The organism is Paenibacillus sp. MMO-58, from assembly GCF_037146255.1.
Taxonomy (GTDB): Bacteria; Bacillota; Bacilli; order Paenibacillales; family Paenibacillaceae; genus Pristimantibacillus.
This window is the reverse complement of record NZ_JBBCVY010000001.1, coordinates 813,714-828,593: the sequence shown is the minus strand read 5'-3', so window position 1 is coordinate 828,593 and position 14,880 is coordinate 813,714. Positions and strand designations below refer to the sequence as shown.

The 14,880-nt window shown below is 49.4% G+C and carries 16 protein-coding genes; 4 read left to right on the top strand and 12 right to left on the bottom strand.

Annotation, left to right across the window (positions count from 1 at the left end):
• Positions 1–255 precede the first annotated feature (255 nt).
• The 5 genes from WFJ73_RS03725 to WFJ73_RS03705 form a co-directional block, all read right to left on the bottom strand.
• Positions 256–1,509, bottom strand: a complete 1,254-nt coding sequence (locus WFJ73_RS03725) for an aspartate kinase (RefSeq protein ID WP_336771761.1) — start codon at positions 1,507–1,509, stop codon at positions 256–258.
• Between the two features lie 148 nt (positions 1,510–1,657).
• Positions 1,658–2,218 (bottom strand): elongation factor P, encoded by a 561-nt coding sequence (efp, locus tag WFJ73_RS03720; RefSeq protein ID WP_127494388.1) that lies wholly within the window; start codon positions 2,216–2,218, stop codon positions 1,658–1,660.
• 37 nt (positions 2,219–2,255) lie between these two features.
• Positions 2,256–3,329 (bottom strand): M24 family metallopeptidase, encoded by a 1,074-nt coding sequence (locus WFJ73_RS03715; RefSeq protein ID WP_336771760.1) that lies wholly within the window; start codon positions 3,327–3,329, stop codon positions 2,256–2,258.
• A gap of 14 nt (positions 3,330–3,343) precedes the next feature.
• Positions 3,344–3,790 (bottom strand): type II 3-dehydroquinate dehydratase, encoded by a 447-nt coding sequence (aroQ, locus tag WFJ73_RS03710; RefSeq protein WP_336771759.1) that lies wholly within the window; start codon positions 3,788–3,790, stop codon positions 3,344–3,346.
• Between the two features lie 94 nt (positions 3,791–3,884).
• Positions 3,885–4,421 (bottom strand): YqhR family membrane protein, encoded by a 537-nt coding sequence (locus WFJ73_RS03705; RefSeq protein WP_336771758.1) that lies wholly within the window; start codon positions 4,419–4,421, stop codon positions 3,885–3,887.
• Positions 4,422–4,644: 223 nt separating this feature from the next.
• On the opposite strand from WFJ73_RS03705, the gene WFJ73_RS03700 reads away from it, so the two are divergent.
• Both WFJ73_RS03700 and WFJ73_RS03695 read left to right on the top strand, forming a co-directional pair.
• Positions 4,645–5,550 (top strand): DUF1385 domain-containing protein, encoded by a 906-nt coding sequence (locus WFJ73_RS03700; RefSeq protein ID WP_127494414.1) that lies wholly within the window; start codon positions 4,645–4,647, stop codon positions 5,548–5,550.
• Between the two features lie 31 nt (positions 5,551–5,581).
• Positions 5,582–5,878 carry a hypothetical protein gene (locus WFJ73_RS03695; RefSeq protein WP_336771757.1) on the top strand — a complete coding sequence of 99 codons (297 nt, stop codon included), beginning with the start codon at positions 5,582–5,584 and terminating at the stop codon, positions 5,876–5,878.
• Here the strand turns inward: WFJ73_RS03695 and WFJ73_RS03690 are convergent.
• Positions 5,872–6,801, bottom strand: coding sequence for a patatin-like phospholipase family protein (locus tag WFJ73_RS03690; protein WP_336771756.1), 930 nt, complete (start codon positions 6,799–6,801; stop codon positions 5,872–5,874). The two genes, WFJ73_RS03695 and WFJ73_RS03690, sit on opposite strands and share 7 nt — an antisense overlap.
• 145 nt (positions 6,802–6,946) lie before the next feature.
• Between WFJ73_RS03690 and WFJ73_RS03685 the strand changes: the two genes are divergently transcribed.
• The gene (locus WFJ73_RS03685) at positions 6,947–7,585 is read left to right on the top strand and encodes a hypothetical protein (RefSeq protein ID WP_336771755.1); all 639 of its coding nucleotides are present in this window, start codon (positions 6,947–6,949) and stop codon (positions 7,583–7,585) included.
• A 17-nt stretch (positions 7,586–7,602) separates the two neighbouring features.
• Positions 7,603–8,187 carry a uracil-DNA glycosylase family protein gene (locus WFJ73_RS03680; RefSeq protein WP_336771754.1) on the top strand — a complete coding sequence of 195 codons (585 nt, stop codon included), beginning with the start codon at positions 7,603–7,605 and terminating at the stop codon, positions 8,185–8,187.
• Between the two features lie 344 nt (positions 8,188–8,531).
• Here the strand turns inward: WFJ73_RS03680 and mntR are convergent, their stop codons facing one another.
• From mntR to metG, 6 genes are all read right to left on the bottom strand, one after another.
• The gene (gene mntR / locus WFJ73_RS03675) at positions 8,532–8,954 is read right to left on the bottom strand and encodes a transcriptional regulator MntR (protein ID WP_015843878.1); all 423 of its coding nucleotides are present in this window, start codon (positions 8,952–8,954) and stop codon (positions 8,532–8,534) included.
• Between the two features lie 108 nt (positions 8,955–9,062).
• Positions 9,063–9,779 (bottom strand): cytochrome c biogenesis CcdA family protein, encoded by a 717-nt coding sequence (locus tag WFJ73_RS03670; RefSeq protein WP_248756287.1) that lies wholly within the window; start codon positions 9,777–9,779, stop codon positions 9,063–9,065.
• 21 nt (positions 9,780–9,800) lie between these two features.
• Positions 9,801–10,610 carry a metal ABC transporter permease gene (locus WFJ73_RS03665; protein WP_015843876.1) on the bottom strand — a complete coding sequence of 270 codons (810 nt, stop codon included), beginning with the start codon at positions 10,608–10,610 and terminating at the stop codon, positions 9,801–9,803.
• Positions 10,594–11,394, bottom strand: coding sequence for a metal ABC transporter ATP-binding protein (locus tag WFJ73_RS03660; RefSeq protein ID WP_336771753.1), 801 nt, complete (start codon positions 11,392–11,394; stop codon positions 10,594–10,596). Before WFJ73_RS03660 ends, WFJ73_RS03665 begins: the two co-directional genes overlap by 17 nt.
• A gap of 34 nt (positions 11,395–11,428) precedes the next feature.
• A complete protein-coding gene (locus WFJ73_RS03655) occupies positions 11,429–12,376 on the bottom strand; it encodes a metal ABC transporter solute-binding protein, Zn/Mn family (RefSeq protein WP_336771752.1) in 948 nt (315 codons plus the stop codon).
• Positions 12,377–12,565: 189 nt separating this feature from the next.
• On the bottom strand, positions 12,566–14,557 hold the full coding sequence (gene metG, locus WFJ73_RS03650; RefSeq protein ID WP_336771751.1) for a methionine--tRNA ligase: 1,992 nt from the start codon (positions 14,555–14,557) through the stop codon (positions 12,566–12,568).
• Positions 14,558–14,880 lie beyond the last annotated feature (323 nt).

The window sequence follows — 14,880 nt, the reverse complement described above, 5'->3', positions numbered from 1 at the left end:
TCTTCCGATCGCCATTGCTCGAGGATTTCTTAGAATTAAGGTAACAAGGTTGAAATCCCCGAGCAAAAGCGACCACTTAAAAGCTTTCTGAAAGAAAGCTGCTTCGGAAGCATACTCTCCGTTTCTACAGAATCATTTAATTGCTCCGTTTGGAGTTAACCTCTCAAAAAGAATCTCAATTTAATATGTGGGGACCAAAAAAAACCGTGCGCATTTGAAATCGCGCACGGCTTTTTTGAATTGAATAGTTGCTTATTAACGGCGGTCTTGAGGTCCGCCGACGAATACTTGCTCAGCCGTGTCCAGGCCGTAAGCCGTATGAAGCGAGCGAACAACCTCTTGCAGAGGTTCGGCTGCGATAATGCAGGATACTTTGATTTCGGAAGTGCTGACCATCTTGATGCTGACGCCCAGCGACGAAATCGCCTTAAACATCGTTGCGGCAACGCCAGGGTTGCTGACCATGCCCGCGCCAACGATCGAGACTTTCACTAGGGCCGATTCGGAAGTAACTTCGCTGAACGGAACTTCCGAGCGAATGCCATTGATTACGTCAACCGCACGAGCTTCGTCATCACCGGAAACCGTAAAGGAAAAGTCTGCTTTGCCGCTTTTCACTCCGCTTTGCACGATAACGTCTACGTCGATTCCGCTATTTGCCAGCGAACCGAACACATTAGCCAGTACGCCTGGCTCATCCTCCACGCCGAGGATGCTGATTCTTGCTACATTTTTGTCAAAAGCGATGCCGCGTACAACTACGCCTTGCTCCATGACCGCTTCCTCCTTCACACTAGTACCTTCGTTTTGCGTAAAGCTGGAACGTACGACAAGCTTCACATTGTTATGCTTTGCGTATTCCACCGCACGAGGGTGAAGAACGGCTGCGCCCAAATGTGCAAGCTCCAGCATTTCGTCATACGAAATTTCATTCAATTTGCGCGCAACTTTCACGACGCGCGGGTCCGTCGAATAAACGCCGTCCACGTCCGTGTAAATTTCGCACACATCCGCTTTAACTGCTGCGGCAAGCGCTACGGCTGTCGTATCCGAACCGCCGCGTCCGAGCGTTGTAATGTCTCCGTCTTCCGTCATGCCTTGGAAGCCCGCGACAATAACGACATTGCCCGCATCCAATTCCTTGAACAAACGATCAGGACGAATATCCGTAATCTTCGCCTTGCTGTGTACTGCTTCCGTCCGAATGCCAGCCTGCCAGCCTGTAAGCGATACGGCTTGATGGCCCAGCTGATGAATCGTCATCGACAATAATGCAACCGATATTTGTTCACCCGTCGTAAGCAGCATATCCATCTCCCGCGCCGGCGGGTTCGGGTTAAGCAGCTTCGACTGATCGATTAAATCATCCGTTGTATCTCCCATCGCGGACACGACAACAATGACGCGGTTACCCGCCAACTGGCTGTCTACAATCCGCTTCGCAACACGTTGCATCCGCTCCGGTGTTCCTACCGAGCTTCCGCCAAACTTCATCACAATCAACGACAAAGCTGATTCACTCCCAACCTTGACATATAACATACAAGTCAATAGTATATCACATCCCCGGCTTGTCTGGGTATATCCGCCCACGGATTTTGTCGAAAAAGAAAAAGCCGCCCGAATCGGAGGATTCGAGCGGCTTGTCTTCTATATACTATGCACGGGAGATGTATTTGCCTTCGCGAGTATCGATCAGGAGTACATCGCCTTCGTTGATGAACAGAGGAACTTGAACGTTCAGGCCTGTTTCGACTTTAGCATTCTTTGTCGCGCCTTGTGCAGTATTGCCTTTAACGGCTGCGTCTGTCTCAACAACTTTCAGCTCAACGCTGTTCGGCATTTGGATGCCGATGATTTCGCCTTGGTAGCTGGAGATGTTTACGTTCATGTTCTCTTTCAGGAAGTTCAGTTCCCACTCGAGCTGTTTGTAATCCAGACCAAATTGGTCGTAAGTTTCGTTATCCATGAAAGTGTACTCATCGCCGGAGTTGTACAGGTATTGCACTTCGCGGTTCTCGATGATTGCGCGGCCGATTGTTTCGCCTGCACGGAAAGTTTTCTCAACAACGTTGCCGTTGCGGAGGTTTTTCAATTTGGAACGGACGAATGCCGCGCCTTTACCTGGTTTTACGTGCTGGAATTCGGTAACCGAGAAAATATCGCCGTCCACTTCGACGGTCAAGCCTGTTTTGAAATCGTTAACTGAAACTGTCACTTCAAATTCCCTCCTGAAATAGCTGCTTTAATAGTCCTTAACCCAGAGTAATTAATTGTTTCGGGGATGAGGTTAATATTTTAATACCGGATTCCGTAATGACGATATCGTCTTCGATCCGTACTCCGCCAAAACCGGGGAGATAGATGCCGGGTTCAACCGTCACGGTCATTCCGGGGGTTAAAATCGTGTCGCTGTTTCTTGCAAGGCGCGGATACTCGTGAATTTCCATGCCGAGTCCGTGGCCTGTGCTATGGCCGAACTTATCGCCGTAACCGTACTTCGTAATGATATCGCGGGTAAGCGCGTCGGCCTCATGGCCGGTCATGCCCGGACGAATGTTCTCGAGAGCATGAAGCTGGGCTTCCAGCACGATATCATAGATTTCGCGATGTTTATCGGTAGGAGTTCCGACGACAACCGTACGGGTGAGGTCGGAGCAGTATCCTTGATAATAAGCGCCGAAATCAAGCTTTACAAACTCATTATTGCCAATAACCCGCTCGCTAGCCACGCCATGCGGCAATGCGGAACGTTCGCCGGACGCTACTATCGTATCGAAGGAGGATGAAGTAGCCCCATGGCTCCTCATATACATCTCCATCTCAAGCGCAATATCGCTTTCTTTCATGCCGGGTCTGATGATATTCTGCACGTGGCGGAACGTGGCATCGGCCAGATCGGCCGCTTCCTGCATAATTTGCAGCTCCGCGTCGTCCTTAATCATCCGCAGATTCTCGACAAGACCGGATACCGGCGTCAGCTTGATATCTCCTAATGCTTCGCTCCAGGCTGCATATTGGCTGTACACGACTTGATCCTGTTCAAACGCAGCGTTGCGGATTCCTTTGCCTGCCAGCAAATCGCGGATATCCCCGATGACTTTCGATCCATGCTCGATCACCTGGAAAGAAGTCGCCTGCTGCGGTGCCTGCGTCATATAACGGAAGTCCGTAAACAAGAACTGCTCCTGCCGGGTTATAACAACCGTTCCGGATGATCCCGTAAAGCCGCTGAGATAACGACGGTTATGCTCGCTTCCGATAATGATCGCTTCAAGGTTTTGTTCGGCCATGACTTGTCTCAGCCGGTTAACTCTTTCGAGTGTCATGTTACTCTCCCCTTTCACGCTGCACCATTTTGAAGCTTTGCAACAAGCGCTGCAAGTCCAAGCTCATAGCTTTGACCGCCAAAGCCTGCGATTTGGCCAATCGCCACCGGCGCAATGACCGATACATGACGGAAGGATTCACGTTTATGTATATTGGACAGATGCACCTCAACAACCGGCAAAGCTACCGTGCTTAACGCGTCTCTCAGCGCATAGCTGTAATGCGTTAATGCACCCGGATTAATGAGTATACCATCCGCCTGTCCAAATGCGCTATGTATCCGGTCAATAAGGGCGCCCTCGTGATTGGATTGGAAAAAATCCAGCTCCACGTCGAGCTGCAAAGCTAGTTCGCGCAATTTCGCTTCGATCTGGGCCAGCGTCTCTGTGCCGTAAACACCTGGCTCTCGTACGCCAAGCATATTCAAGTTAGGCCCGTTTAAAACAACAATTCTAAGCAATTTCGCACCTCCCAATCAGCCGAATCTTGCATCAAGCCAAAGATCATTAGCCATTTTACCACATATGACCGCTTCTTGAGAAGCCGCAACCTGCTTAATGCGCGCCTAACGGCTCCCGCGATGCTTCATCGGTAAATTCGAAGGCGATGGAATAGCCGATAAAGAGCCCCCATAAGAGGAAAATGCATAACTCGGAGAACAACGTATTCCAACCTGCAACCGTAATTTGACGGGATATGCCGAGTACCGGACCAAGCAGCAGAAAAATGACCGCCCACCATGCAAGTCCATACAATACGCCCGGCCACGGCCCTTTTAGACGGCCTAGAAGCACTTTATACAGCAGAGCAGCCAGAACGGAAAATACGATATAGCTTGCAATGCCGACAACGATTCCCCAGCCTGTCTTTAAATAAGTAGACTTAAAGAAGGGATCGGCCAACATGCCCGGCAGCTCGGTCGTAAATTTCAATTCGTAAAAGAGCCAGCGGAGAATTCCCCAGATTAATCCCGCAAACAACCCGATCATGCCGCTGAAAAGCCAAGGGTTCGTATGATGCTGACCGCCATACTCGCTTTTGCGATGATCATGGCCTTTCTTGCCAATGCCTTTTTCGTTTGTTACCGCCATGGGTATGCCTCCATTCATTATCCGCTTGAATTCTTCTCCTAGTATGCAACTTAAGCTTCGCGGATAACCAAGATGATGGCGTTGGCAAATCCATTAGCGATCAAGTACAATAGACGTATACCTTTCGTCACCTGATCGGGACGATACTATTAAGGAAGGTGACAAGCTCTTGTCTCAAAACACTACAAGCATTTACGGCGGACAAGCTGTGATCGAAGGCGTCATGTTCGCAGGCAAGCATGTAAATGTAACCGCTGTACGCAGAAAAAACGATGAGATCGTTTTTTACGAGGTGCCCCGCACGACGCAGCGGTGGATCCAGGTTCTTAAGAAAATCCCTCTCGTCCGTGGTTTTGTAGGGATTATTGATTCCAGCGCCAAGGGCTCCCAGCATTTGAATTTCTCCATGGAGGCTTATGCGGAGGACGAGACTTCGGATATGTCCGAGGCGGATAAAGCGGCAGCTCAGAAAAAAGAAAAATCCGGCTGGAGCCTGGGCATGATTGTAGGCGTCGCCGCCGCAGGCGTTATCTCCTTTATATTCGGCAAGCTGCTTCTGACCGCAGCGCCGGCAGCGATCGAAAGTTTGCTGTTCGAGAATGTATTCGAGAACAAAGTTGGTCATAACCTGTTAGAAGGACTTATTAAACTCATTATGCTTCTTGCCTACCTGTACCTCATGTCGATGACGCCGCTTATCAAGCGTTTGTTCCAATATCACGGCGCCGAGCACAAGGTTATAAGCGCATACGAAGCAGGCGAAGAACTAACCGTCGCCAACGTTCAGAAGTACAGCAGGCTTCATTACCGCTGCGGAAGCAGCTTTATCATTTTTACCGTTATCGTCGGGGTTATCATCTACTCCCTGCCGATCTTCGAGTGGCACAGCATTTGGGAACGCGTATACATCCGAATTTTGCTTCTGCCGGTTACCTTGGGTATCTCTTACGAAGTACTCCGCTGGACAAACGCCTTGCGTGATGTACCGGTACTGCGTTACCTGGGTTATCCCGGGCTGTGGCTTCAACTTTTGACCACAAAAGAACCCAAGGATGATCAAGTCGCCGTATCCATCGCTTCCTTCAACCGGATGCGCGAGCTCGACAAGCAAATGAGCATCAAAGCTTAAATCTACTCCAACATAAAGGACAGGTGATATTATGCCGCGGAGATGGAACGCATCGTCAATTATCGTGCTGACGTTACTGGCAATCGGGATTTTGTACGGAATCGGACAGCATCTTACTTCGTTTCTAATTCCCATCATTGTGCTGGGCGGCATTTTCCTGCTGTATAAATATCCGCCTAATGCATGGGGCACCCGTGTCCGGGTCAGACAGCAGCCCTACGTGAAACAGACCAGAACGACCCCTCGGCAAAAACCGAAGTCCCGCAAGACGCCGTTCCGCGTAATAGATGGCGGCAAAGATGACGATGATCTGCCGAAGTATCACTGACGAAAGCCTTCAAAAAACTGCGTTGCTGCCTTGAAGCCTGAATGGAACAGCTTTTCCGCCATCCCTTCAGGCAAATGGAATTGAGTAGTCCGGACGCCTAGAGTAGGAATTTTCACCGTCCGGTCACGCGCGTATTTCTTGATATACCGCTCGTCATGAGCTTGCATCATCGTCTCGAATATCGCTTCAAGCATTGTCAACGGACCGCGTATTTCATGCGGTTCGTTGTCGTTTTTACCGACCATTTGAAAGCCTACCGTCGGAACGGGATTTGTCCTTCCAGCCTGCTCCTTATCAAACAGCCACAACGGAAAATTACTTAACAAGCCTCCGTCCACAATATAAGCCTGATGAAGCTGCGCTTTCTCTTTCTCCTTATTCGTTAAGGAATGAAGCTTTGAGTAACGGATTACGACCGGGTCGAAGAAATAGGGAATGCTGGCGCTCATCCGGACCGCCCGGGCAACGCTAAGCTTTTTCGGATCCATGCCGTAAATTTTCACATCCTCAGGCAGGACAAGCAATCTCCCGTTCGTAATATCCGAAGCTACGATTCGAAGCTTGCACTCCGGCAAATCTCCAAACGTCTTTATCCCCTTAGCCTCGAGCAAGCATGAAATCCAATATTCCAGCGCTTCGCCGCTATAAAGTCCTTTTTTGATAAGCACCCTTAAGGCCGGGCTGATCACCTTCAGGTTAAAAATAAACGATCTTTTCAGAAACGACGAGAACGGCGTATTCTCCACGATCCGCTTAATGTCGAGACCGCTGTAATTTGCCGCTATCAGCGCCGAGATGATGGCACCGCTTGATGTACCCGCCACCTGGTTAAATTGAATCCCCTGCATCTCCGCAGCCCTGACCGCACCTGCCAGGGATATCCCCTTCACTCCTCCGCCCTCGAACACTGCATTAATCTTCACTTCCGCATCCTCCGGACAACGGAAGCAGTGTCAAATCCGGCTTCCATCAGAAGTATATATGCGAAGAAGAATTGTCTACATGTTAGCGTTGTGAGAAAATATAGCGAAGAACCATTCACCCTGCAAGGCTGACAGGAGTTGTAGTATGGCAATAATACATGCAGTCATTACCAATCCTTACTTTAAGCAGCCCCCTTGGCTGCCGGAAGTTACCTATAAAGATACGGTTTTTCTATCGAGGAACTCTACAAAAGAAGATGCCGTACTCTTTCTGACGTTGTTATGTTGGTATAACGATGTTGATATTGAACAGAAACCCGAGAAGGTTATTAAGGAGCTAATAAAAAAGGATGAAATCGCCATAAGAGGCGGAATCGCTTTTGTAGACGAGGAACGCTTAATAACTCCAAGCTGCTGCTGCGGGCTGGAAGATTGGCAAGAGGTATACAAATCGGTACTTGGCAGGTCAAGTCCATGGCTTGGTCATGATCCCTACCCTTCCATTGAATATGAAGTTGAATATGAAGATGATACCGTAAAAGTCTGGTCCGATGATTTTTCGGGAAAGTGGAATAAAGAATTGTCTGAGGAAAAGAGAAAAGCCATGTTCTGCATTTCGTATGAACATGATGAACTCGTCTCCATGTTAAAATCCGTTAGGACGGATCTATTGGATTTTTACAAGTATTCCTTTGAGCAGACCTTTCATATGGCTGGGGAGAAGCAACTGCGGAAGCTATTCTCTCAATACTGCAAATGGTTTAAGCTAGAAGATACTATATAGACATCGGAGATTAGACAATGAGTTTTCATGGTATAAAAGAACAAATTATAAGCTGCCGGGACTGTGCGCAGAAGTTCGGATACACTCCTCATCCCGTCTTTCATGGTAAAGCACACTCTAAAATTATGCAGATCGGTCAAGCTCCCTCCAAAAAGGTGCATGAGAGCGGCTTGCCGTTTAACGACCCTTCGGGAGCAAAGCTGAAGTATCAGTGGTATCATATTACGGACGATATTTTTTACAATGAAGATAACTTCTACATGACGGGACTCGCCCATTGCTTTCCCGGCAAGCACCCTAAAGGCGGAGACAACCCTCCACCTCTTGCGTGCGCGAATAAATGGCTAGCCAAAGAGATGGAAATGGTGGACAACGAGATCTATATCGTCATCGGTGCCAGAGCGGCTAAATATTTATTTCCAAAGGAAAGTTTCGAAGACTTGGTTCTCAGAAACTATCTGATTAACGGTAAACCAACCATCGTGCTGCCCCATCCTTCTCCGCTAAATGCGAGATGGTTCAAAACCCATCCATCGTTCGAGGAGAAAAGAATTCCCGAGATTAGAGAGAGGGTCTGGGATGTTCTTAACCTAAAAAGATAGATATACTACGCCAGCCGATTTCGCCGCGGGCTGATTCTATATTGCCTTACGGCAGCCGGCCTGACTTCGGCTGCCTCCCTTTGCCCCTCCCCAAAAAAGCCCGCCGAATGAATTCGCGGCGGGCTTTTTTACGTTGTCTGCAGCGGCCGCCGGCGCGCCGGGGCTAAGGGGTATATCCTGGAGGAGCGAAGCGTCAGCCTTTGTCCGGGTATTGCAGCCTTAGCTGCATATTGTTCAAGCAAATACCCGGACAACAGATGCCGAAGGAGATACCCCGTGCCCCAAGCCCGATTCCGGCCGCCCCCAAGGACAACTAAAAAAGCCCGCCGCAAGCGGCGAGCTTTTCATTCCGTTTCTAGTTCAGTCCGGATTCCTCTCAGCTCGTCCAAGCGAGATGGCTCACGGTTAAAGAATTCAACCAATGTCTCGATACATGTAATTGAATCCCAGCTTAGATGATGCTCGATGCCTTCCACATCGCGGTAAATGTTCTCTTCCTGCACGCCGATAATCGTCAGGAACGACTCGAGCAAATGATGGCGGTCAACAAGCCGTTTGCCCATCTTTTTCCCTTTGCTTGTCAGAACAAGCCCGCGGTATTTCTCATAAATCAAATAGTTGTCTTTATCCAGCTTCTGAATCATCTTGGTGACAGATGAAGGATGCACCTCAAGCCCTTCGGCTATATCCGATACGCGCGCATAGCCTTTCTCGTCAATAAGCTTATAAATACGTTCCAAGTAGTCTTCCATGCTCGGAGTCGGCAATGAAGAACCCCCTAACCCTGCATTCTACACCTTGTCTCATGGCGTTACTCTTAGTATCATACAACGATTTTTAATGCTACTGCAAGCCGATTAACTTACGCTTCCCCATTAAAACTTCATAAAAGCGGGCGTTACCTGATTCAGCCAAATCGTAATTTTGGTCATCTGATCCGTAAACAGAAGAATCCCCATCAGCACCATTACGCCTCCGCCGATTCGCATAACAACGGACGAATATTTAAGCAGCCAGCGTGCCGATCCAAGGAAAAAGGCCAACAGGAAAAACGGAATGGCAAACCCTAACGCATACGCTGTTGTCAGCTCGAACCATGTCCCCGGCTTCGAAGCAGCCAAAGCCAGAATGGCGGTTAATGCCGGTCCGATACAAGGCGTCCAGCCTGCCGAGAAGCCAACGCCAAAAATAAAGGAGCCGAGATAGCCGGTTTTTTTGGTCGGGTCAAAGTTGAAACGCCGTTCCTTCATGAGCACCTGCGGCTGAAAAATACCCGCGAGGAATAAACCCATAAGCACGATCAGAATAGCCGACAGCTTACGGATCAAATCCTCATATTGGCTGAAAAATTCTGCGAACACGTTGGAGCCGTAGCCCAGCGTGTAATAGACCGTACAAAATCCCAGTATGAAAAACAAGGTATGCGACATCGTCCTCATTCTCATCTGGGAAGTCTGATTATTATTCTTCAAATCACTAACGGAAATGCCGGTTATGTAAGATAAATACGAAGGATATAAAGGCAGGCAGCAAGGCGAGATAAATGAAGCAAAGCCGGCGCCAAACGCCAGCCATACGTTAATGTTATCCAAAGTTAAACACCTCAGTCGAAGTTAACTTCCCATCTTCATGCCGCGCTTCAGCAACAGAAGAACAAGCATAATCGCAATCAATAACAAAACGATTGTACCGCCCGGCGCAAGATTCCATACGCCTGCCAACATCAGTCCGGCTACAACGGCTAGCTCCCCGATCACAACTACCGTAATGACGCTTTGACGGAAGCTGCGGGCAATAATAAGGCTGCAGGCCGCCGGAATAGTAAGCAATGCGGAAACAAGCAACGCTCCCACGATTTTAATAGACGCGCTAATGACAAGTGCAGTAAGCACGCTAATCATAACATTATAGAACCGAACGGGCAAGCCGCTTACCGCTGCCGCATCCTCGTCGAACGTAAGCAGGAACAGCTCCTTCAGCTGTGTGCGGATAGCGACCAAAACCACAACCGTAACGACGGCAATCGTAATGAGATCCACATTGTCGAGGGTAAAAATACTTCCGAACAAATAGCCGTTCACGTTAATATTAAAGCCCCTGCCCATAGTGAACAGAATCGACGCCAGCGCAACGCCGCCGGACATGATAATGGCAATGGACAATTCCGCGTAGGTTTTGTATGTTTTCCGCAGCTTCTCAATAAAGAATGAAGCAATAATCGCGAACACCAGGCCAACCGCTACCGGATATACGCCAATCAGGAATCCTAGGGCAACCCCCGCAATCGATACGTGGGACAAGGTGTCGCCAATCATCGATAAGCGGCGTAGCACCAGAAAAATACCCATAAGCGGTGCCGTTATCCCGATTAATACGCCTCCGATTAACGCCCGCTGAAAAAACTCACTAGCTAAGATCTCCAACCGTAACGACCTCTCTCCTGCTCTCCATTTGTTGACGAAGCTCCTTCAAGCTATGCGTCAAATCGTTCTCTACGCAATTCTGCAGATCATGCGAATGCTTCTTGTAAAATTTCAGCTTGCCGCTCTCCGCTGCAGGCTGCTGGCCCAAATAGGACCGGATCATTTCCATGTCATGCGATACCATTAGAAACGTAATGTTATGATGCTGGTGCATATGCTTGATCATATGGAAGAAGCCTTCCTGCGTCTCCGAATCGATGCCAACCGTTGGTTCATCCAAGATGAGCAGCGACGGATTGTTGATTAACGCTCTTGCAAGAAATACCCGCTGCTGCTGTCCGCCGGACAGCTCTCCGATCCGCTTCATAGCCAGATCTTCAATATTCATGGCATGAAGGGCGTCCTCGCATTTTTTCTGATCGGCTTTCGTAATTTTGCGGAACAATTTATTCCGGCTGTATAGACCCGACAATACAACCTCGCGGACGGTAGCCGGGAACAGCGGATTAAACGAGTTTTTCTGCGGGACGTAACCGATCCGGTCCCAATCCTTGAACTGGGATACCGGCTGTCCGAACAGACGGATCGTTCCGCTCTCCGGCTTAAGCAGCCCAACAATCATGCGAAGCAGGGTTGTTTTGCCAGCACCGTTTGAACCGATAAGTCCGATGAAATCCCGTTCTTTCACCGAGAAATTAAGGCCTTTATGAACCGTTTGGCTCTGATAGGAAAAGGATACATCCTCAAGCGTTATTATTTCTTGATGACAACTTATATTTTGCATCGTTCCCCACCTCTCTTTCGCTATATCATTCCTATTATTTCTGTAATCCGGTCAATAAATTTTGCAGATTTTGCTCCATCAGGCTAAGATAATCCTCGCCAGCCTTTTCCTGCTTCGGCGTAAGGCCTTCGATCGGATTAAGCACAAGCAGCTTGGTATGCGTTTCGCTTGCGATCGTTTTTGCCAGATCAGGCGATACCATCTCTTCGAAATAAATATATTTGATGCCTTCCGATTTCACAAACTTCGCAACCTTGAGCAAATCCTGGGCACGAGGCTCGGCATCCGGAGACAGACCCGTTATCGCGATCTGCGTCAGCCCGTAATCTCTGGCCAAATAACCAAAAGCTTGATGGGAGACGACAATCGATTTATGCGGCGCTGCCGCTAATTTAGACTCAAACTCTTCGTTCAGCGCTTCCAGCTTGCCTACAAGCGTTTGATAATTCGCTTCGAACGCTTCCTTATGGGCAGGATCCGCCTGGATCAGACTGTCTTTCACGTTTGCCGCCATAACCTTAGCAGACTTCGGACTAACCCAAGTATGCGGGTCGACATCAAGATCGTGGTCATGATCGCCATGATCGTGCCCTTCCTCTTCTTCCGGATTTCCATGGATGAGTTCAATTCCCTTACTCATTTCGGCCGTGATCAGACCGCCGTTCTTCGGCAGACCTTTCAAAAAATCATCCGTCCAGCCCTCTAGACCGGCACCGTTATACAGGAACAGCTGCGCCTTGGATGCGATGGTCAAATCCTGGCTTTTAGGCGTCCAATCATGAGGCTCTACCCCAGCGGGAATAAGATTAACGACATTCACATTGTCTCCGCCAATCTCGGTTGCCAGATAATAGAGCGGATAAAAGCTCGTAACCACGTTGGTCTTGCCTTCAACAAGCGTTTTACCCGAATTAGCGCCGCATGCGGAGAGCAAAACGGTCATGACAAACAGCATTACACTCATATGTTTAACAGAACGCATTCGTATAATCTCCATTTCAAAACTCTTTTTAGTAATCGTTACTATTACGTTCTAGATTATACGAGCGGTCTTACACCCTGTCAACCATAAACTATTAACTACTATTTACATGCTTGTACCTCAACATACGTTAAGAAGCAAGAGAACCGCCTCGGATTCAACATCCGGGCGGTTCTCAATACTTCTATATTACTTCACGATTGCGCCGTTAGGCATGTCATCCGGCACCGTAGCAAGCGTTAATTGATCGCCATGCGAAGCCGCCAGAATCATCCCCTGCGACAGCTCGCCGCGGAGCTTCACCGGCTTCAGGTTCGTTACGCAAATCACTTTGCGGCCAACCATCTGCTCCGGCGTGTAGAACTTCGCGATTCCGGATACAACCTGACGCTGCTCGTAGCCAAGATCAAGCTGCAGCTTCAGCAGCTTGTCGGCTTTTTGCACCGGTTCGGCTGCAATAACCTGAGCGACGCGAAGCTCGACCTTGCCGAAATCCTCGATCCCGATCTCTTCCTTCGTTTCGACCGCTGGTACAACGGCTTGCGCGGCATTGTCTGCTGCCGGCACAGCTGCTTCCGTCTTAGCCGCAGCTCCTCCGCCCATCGCAGCGGCAATATAAGCTACTTCTTCGGCTGCATCCAGACGAGGGAAGACAGGTGCCCCCTTGGTTACGCGCGTGCCGCCTGGCAGCTGTCCGAAGCGCTTCGTGCTTTCCCAAGCGGTCAATTCGCCCTCTTCCAGACCAAGCTGACGCCACAGCTCGCGAGGAGCATGAGTCAGGTAAGGCTGAAGCAGGATCGAGATGATGCGTAGCGATTCCGCCAGATGATACATAACGGAAGCCAGTTCGTCCTTCTTCGCTTCATCCTTCGCAAGCGCCCAAGGAGAAGTCTCGTCAATATATTTGTTCGTACGGCTGACAAACTGCCAGATCGCCGACAGAGCAACGGAGAACTCCATCGTCTCCATAGACGCTTCAACCTGACGTACGGTTTCTGCCGCCAGTACTTGCAGAGATTCGTCAAACGCCGTTACATTGCCGCCGTAAGCCGGAATTTCGCCGTCGAAATATTTATCGATCATAGCTACCGTGCGGTTAAGCAGGTTGCCAAGGTCGTTTGCCAGATCGAAGTTGATCCGGTCAACAAAGTTTTCCGGGGTGAAGGTGCCGTCGGAACCAAACGGTACTTCACGGAGCAGGTAGTAACGAACCGCATCCAGACCGTAACGGTCGATCAGGGTTACCGGGTCAACAACGTTCCCTTTCGACTTCGACATTTTACCGTCCTTCATCAACAGCCAGCCATGCGCGAACACTTTCTTCGGTAGCGGCAGGCCAAGCGCCATCAGCATGATTGGCCAATAAATCGTATGGAAACGAACGATTTCCTTGCCGACCAGATGAACGTCCGCCGGCCAGAAGCGGTCATACAGATCGGAGCTGCCTTCTTTACCGTAACCGAGAGCTGTGATGTAGTTCGAAAGCGCATCAATCCAGACATAGATCACATGCTTTGGATCCCCAGGGACTTTAATGCCCCAGTCGAAGGTTGTACGGGATACCGCAAGATCTTCTAGGCCCGGCTTAATGAAGTTGTTGATCATCTCGTTCTTGCGCGATTCCGGTTGAATGAAATCCGGGTTCTCTTCGTAATGCTTCAAGAGGCGATCGGCATATTTGCTCATCCGGAAGAAATAGCTTTCTTCCTTCACGAGCTCTACCGGACGTCCGCAGTCCGGACAGTTGCCGTTTACCAGCTGGCGCTCGAGGAAGAACGATTCGCATGGCGTACAGTACCAGCCTTCATATTCGCCTTTATAAATATCGTCCTGCTTCAACAATTGGGCGAAAATCTTCTCAACCGCTTCTTTATGGCGCGGCTCCGTCGTACGGATGAAATCATCGTTCGAAATTTCCAACTTCGACCAGAGCTCTTTGATGCCAACGACAATATCGTCAACAAACTGCTGGGGCGATTTGTTTTTGTCTTTCGCATTGCGTTCAATCTTCTGGCCATGCTCGTCCGTACCGGTCAAATACCAGACATCGTACCCGCGAAGACGTTTGTATCGCGCCATGGCATCGCCGGCTACCGTCGTATACGCATGTCCGATGTGGAGCTTATCGCTCGGATAATAGATCGGTGTCGTAATATAAAAGGATTTTTTATCGTTACCCATTTGTCATTCCTCCGTTATGATCAAAATAAAGCGAGAGAACGCAAAAAACTCCCGTCCAACATGGGACGAGAGTTGAAGTTCACTCACGCGGTACCACCCAAATTCCCGCTGCGCATTCGTGAATCAACTACCGCACAGCAGCTTCGTGTGCCGCCATTCTATGGGCGGCAGAGCCGTTAACGCCGGCTTCACGCCATTCCCTTACCTCGCACTTGAGGCTCGGAAACAGATTCTCCGGGACCATCTTCGGATGCTTAACCATACCGGCTTCCAGCGTCTTGCCCGGCTCTCTGTTATGGTATCTTCATCTTACTTATCCGTTC

Coding starts and splice junctions, on each gene's coding strand:
- WFJ73_RS03715 (WP_336771760.1), bottom strand. CDS start 3,329: ATGACACTCGAAAGAGTTAACCGGCTGAGACAAGTCATGGCCGAACAA.
- WFJ73_RS03705 (WP_336771758.1), bottom strand. CDS start 4,421: ATGGCGGTAACAAACGAAAAAGGCATTGGCAAGAAAGGCCATGATCAT.
- WFJ73_RS03700 (WP_127494414.1), top strand. CDS start 4,645: ATGTTCGCAGGCAAGCATGTAAATGTAACCGCTGTACGCAGAAAAAAC.
- WFJ73_RS03695 (WP_336771757.1), top strand. CDS start 5,582: ATGCCGCGGAGATGGAACGCATCGTCAATTATCGTGCTGACGTTACTG.
- WFJ73_RS03685 (WP_336771755.1), top strand. CDS start 6,947: ATGGCAATAATACATGCAGTCATTACCAATCCTTACTTTAAGCAGCCC.
- WFJ73_RS03680 (WP_336771754.1), top strand. CDS start 7,603: ATGAGTTTTCATGGTATAAAAGAACAAATTATAAGCTGCCGGGACTGT.
- WFJ73_RS03660 (WP_336771753.1), bottom strand. CDS start 11,394: ATGCAAAATATAAGTTGTCATCAAGAAATAATAACGCTTGAGGATGTA.
- WFJ73_RS03655 (WP_336771752.1), bottom strand. CDS start 12,376: ATGCGTTCTGTTAAACATATGAGTGTAATGCTGTTTGTCATGACCGTT.
- metG (WP_336771751.1), bottom strand. CDS start 14,557: ATGGGTAACGATAAAAAATCCTTTTATATTACGACACCGATCTATTAT.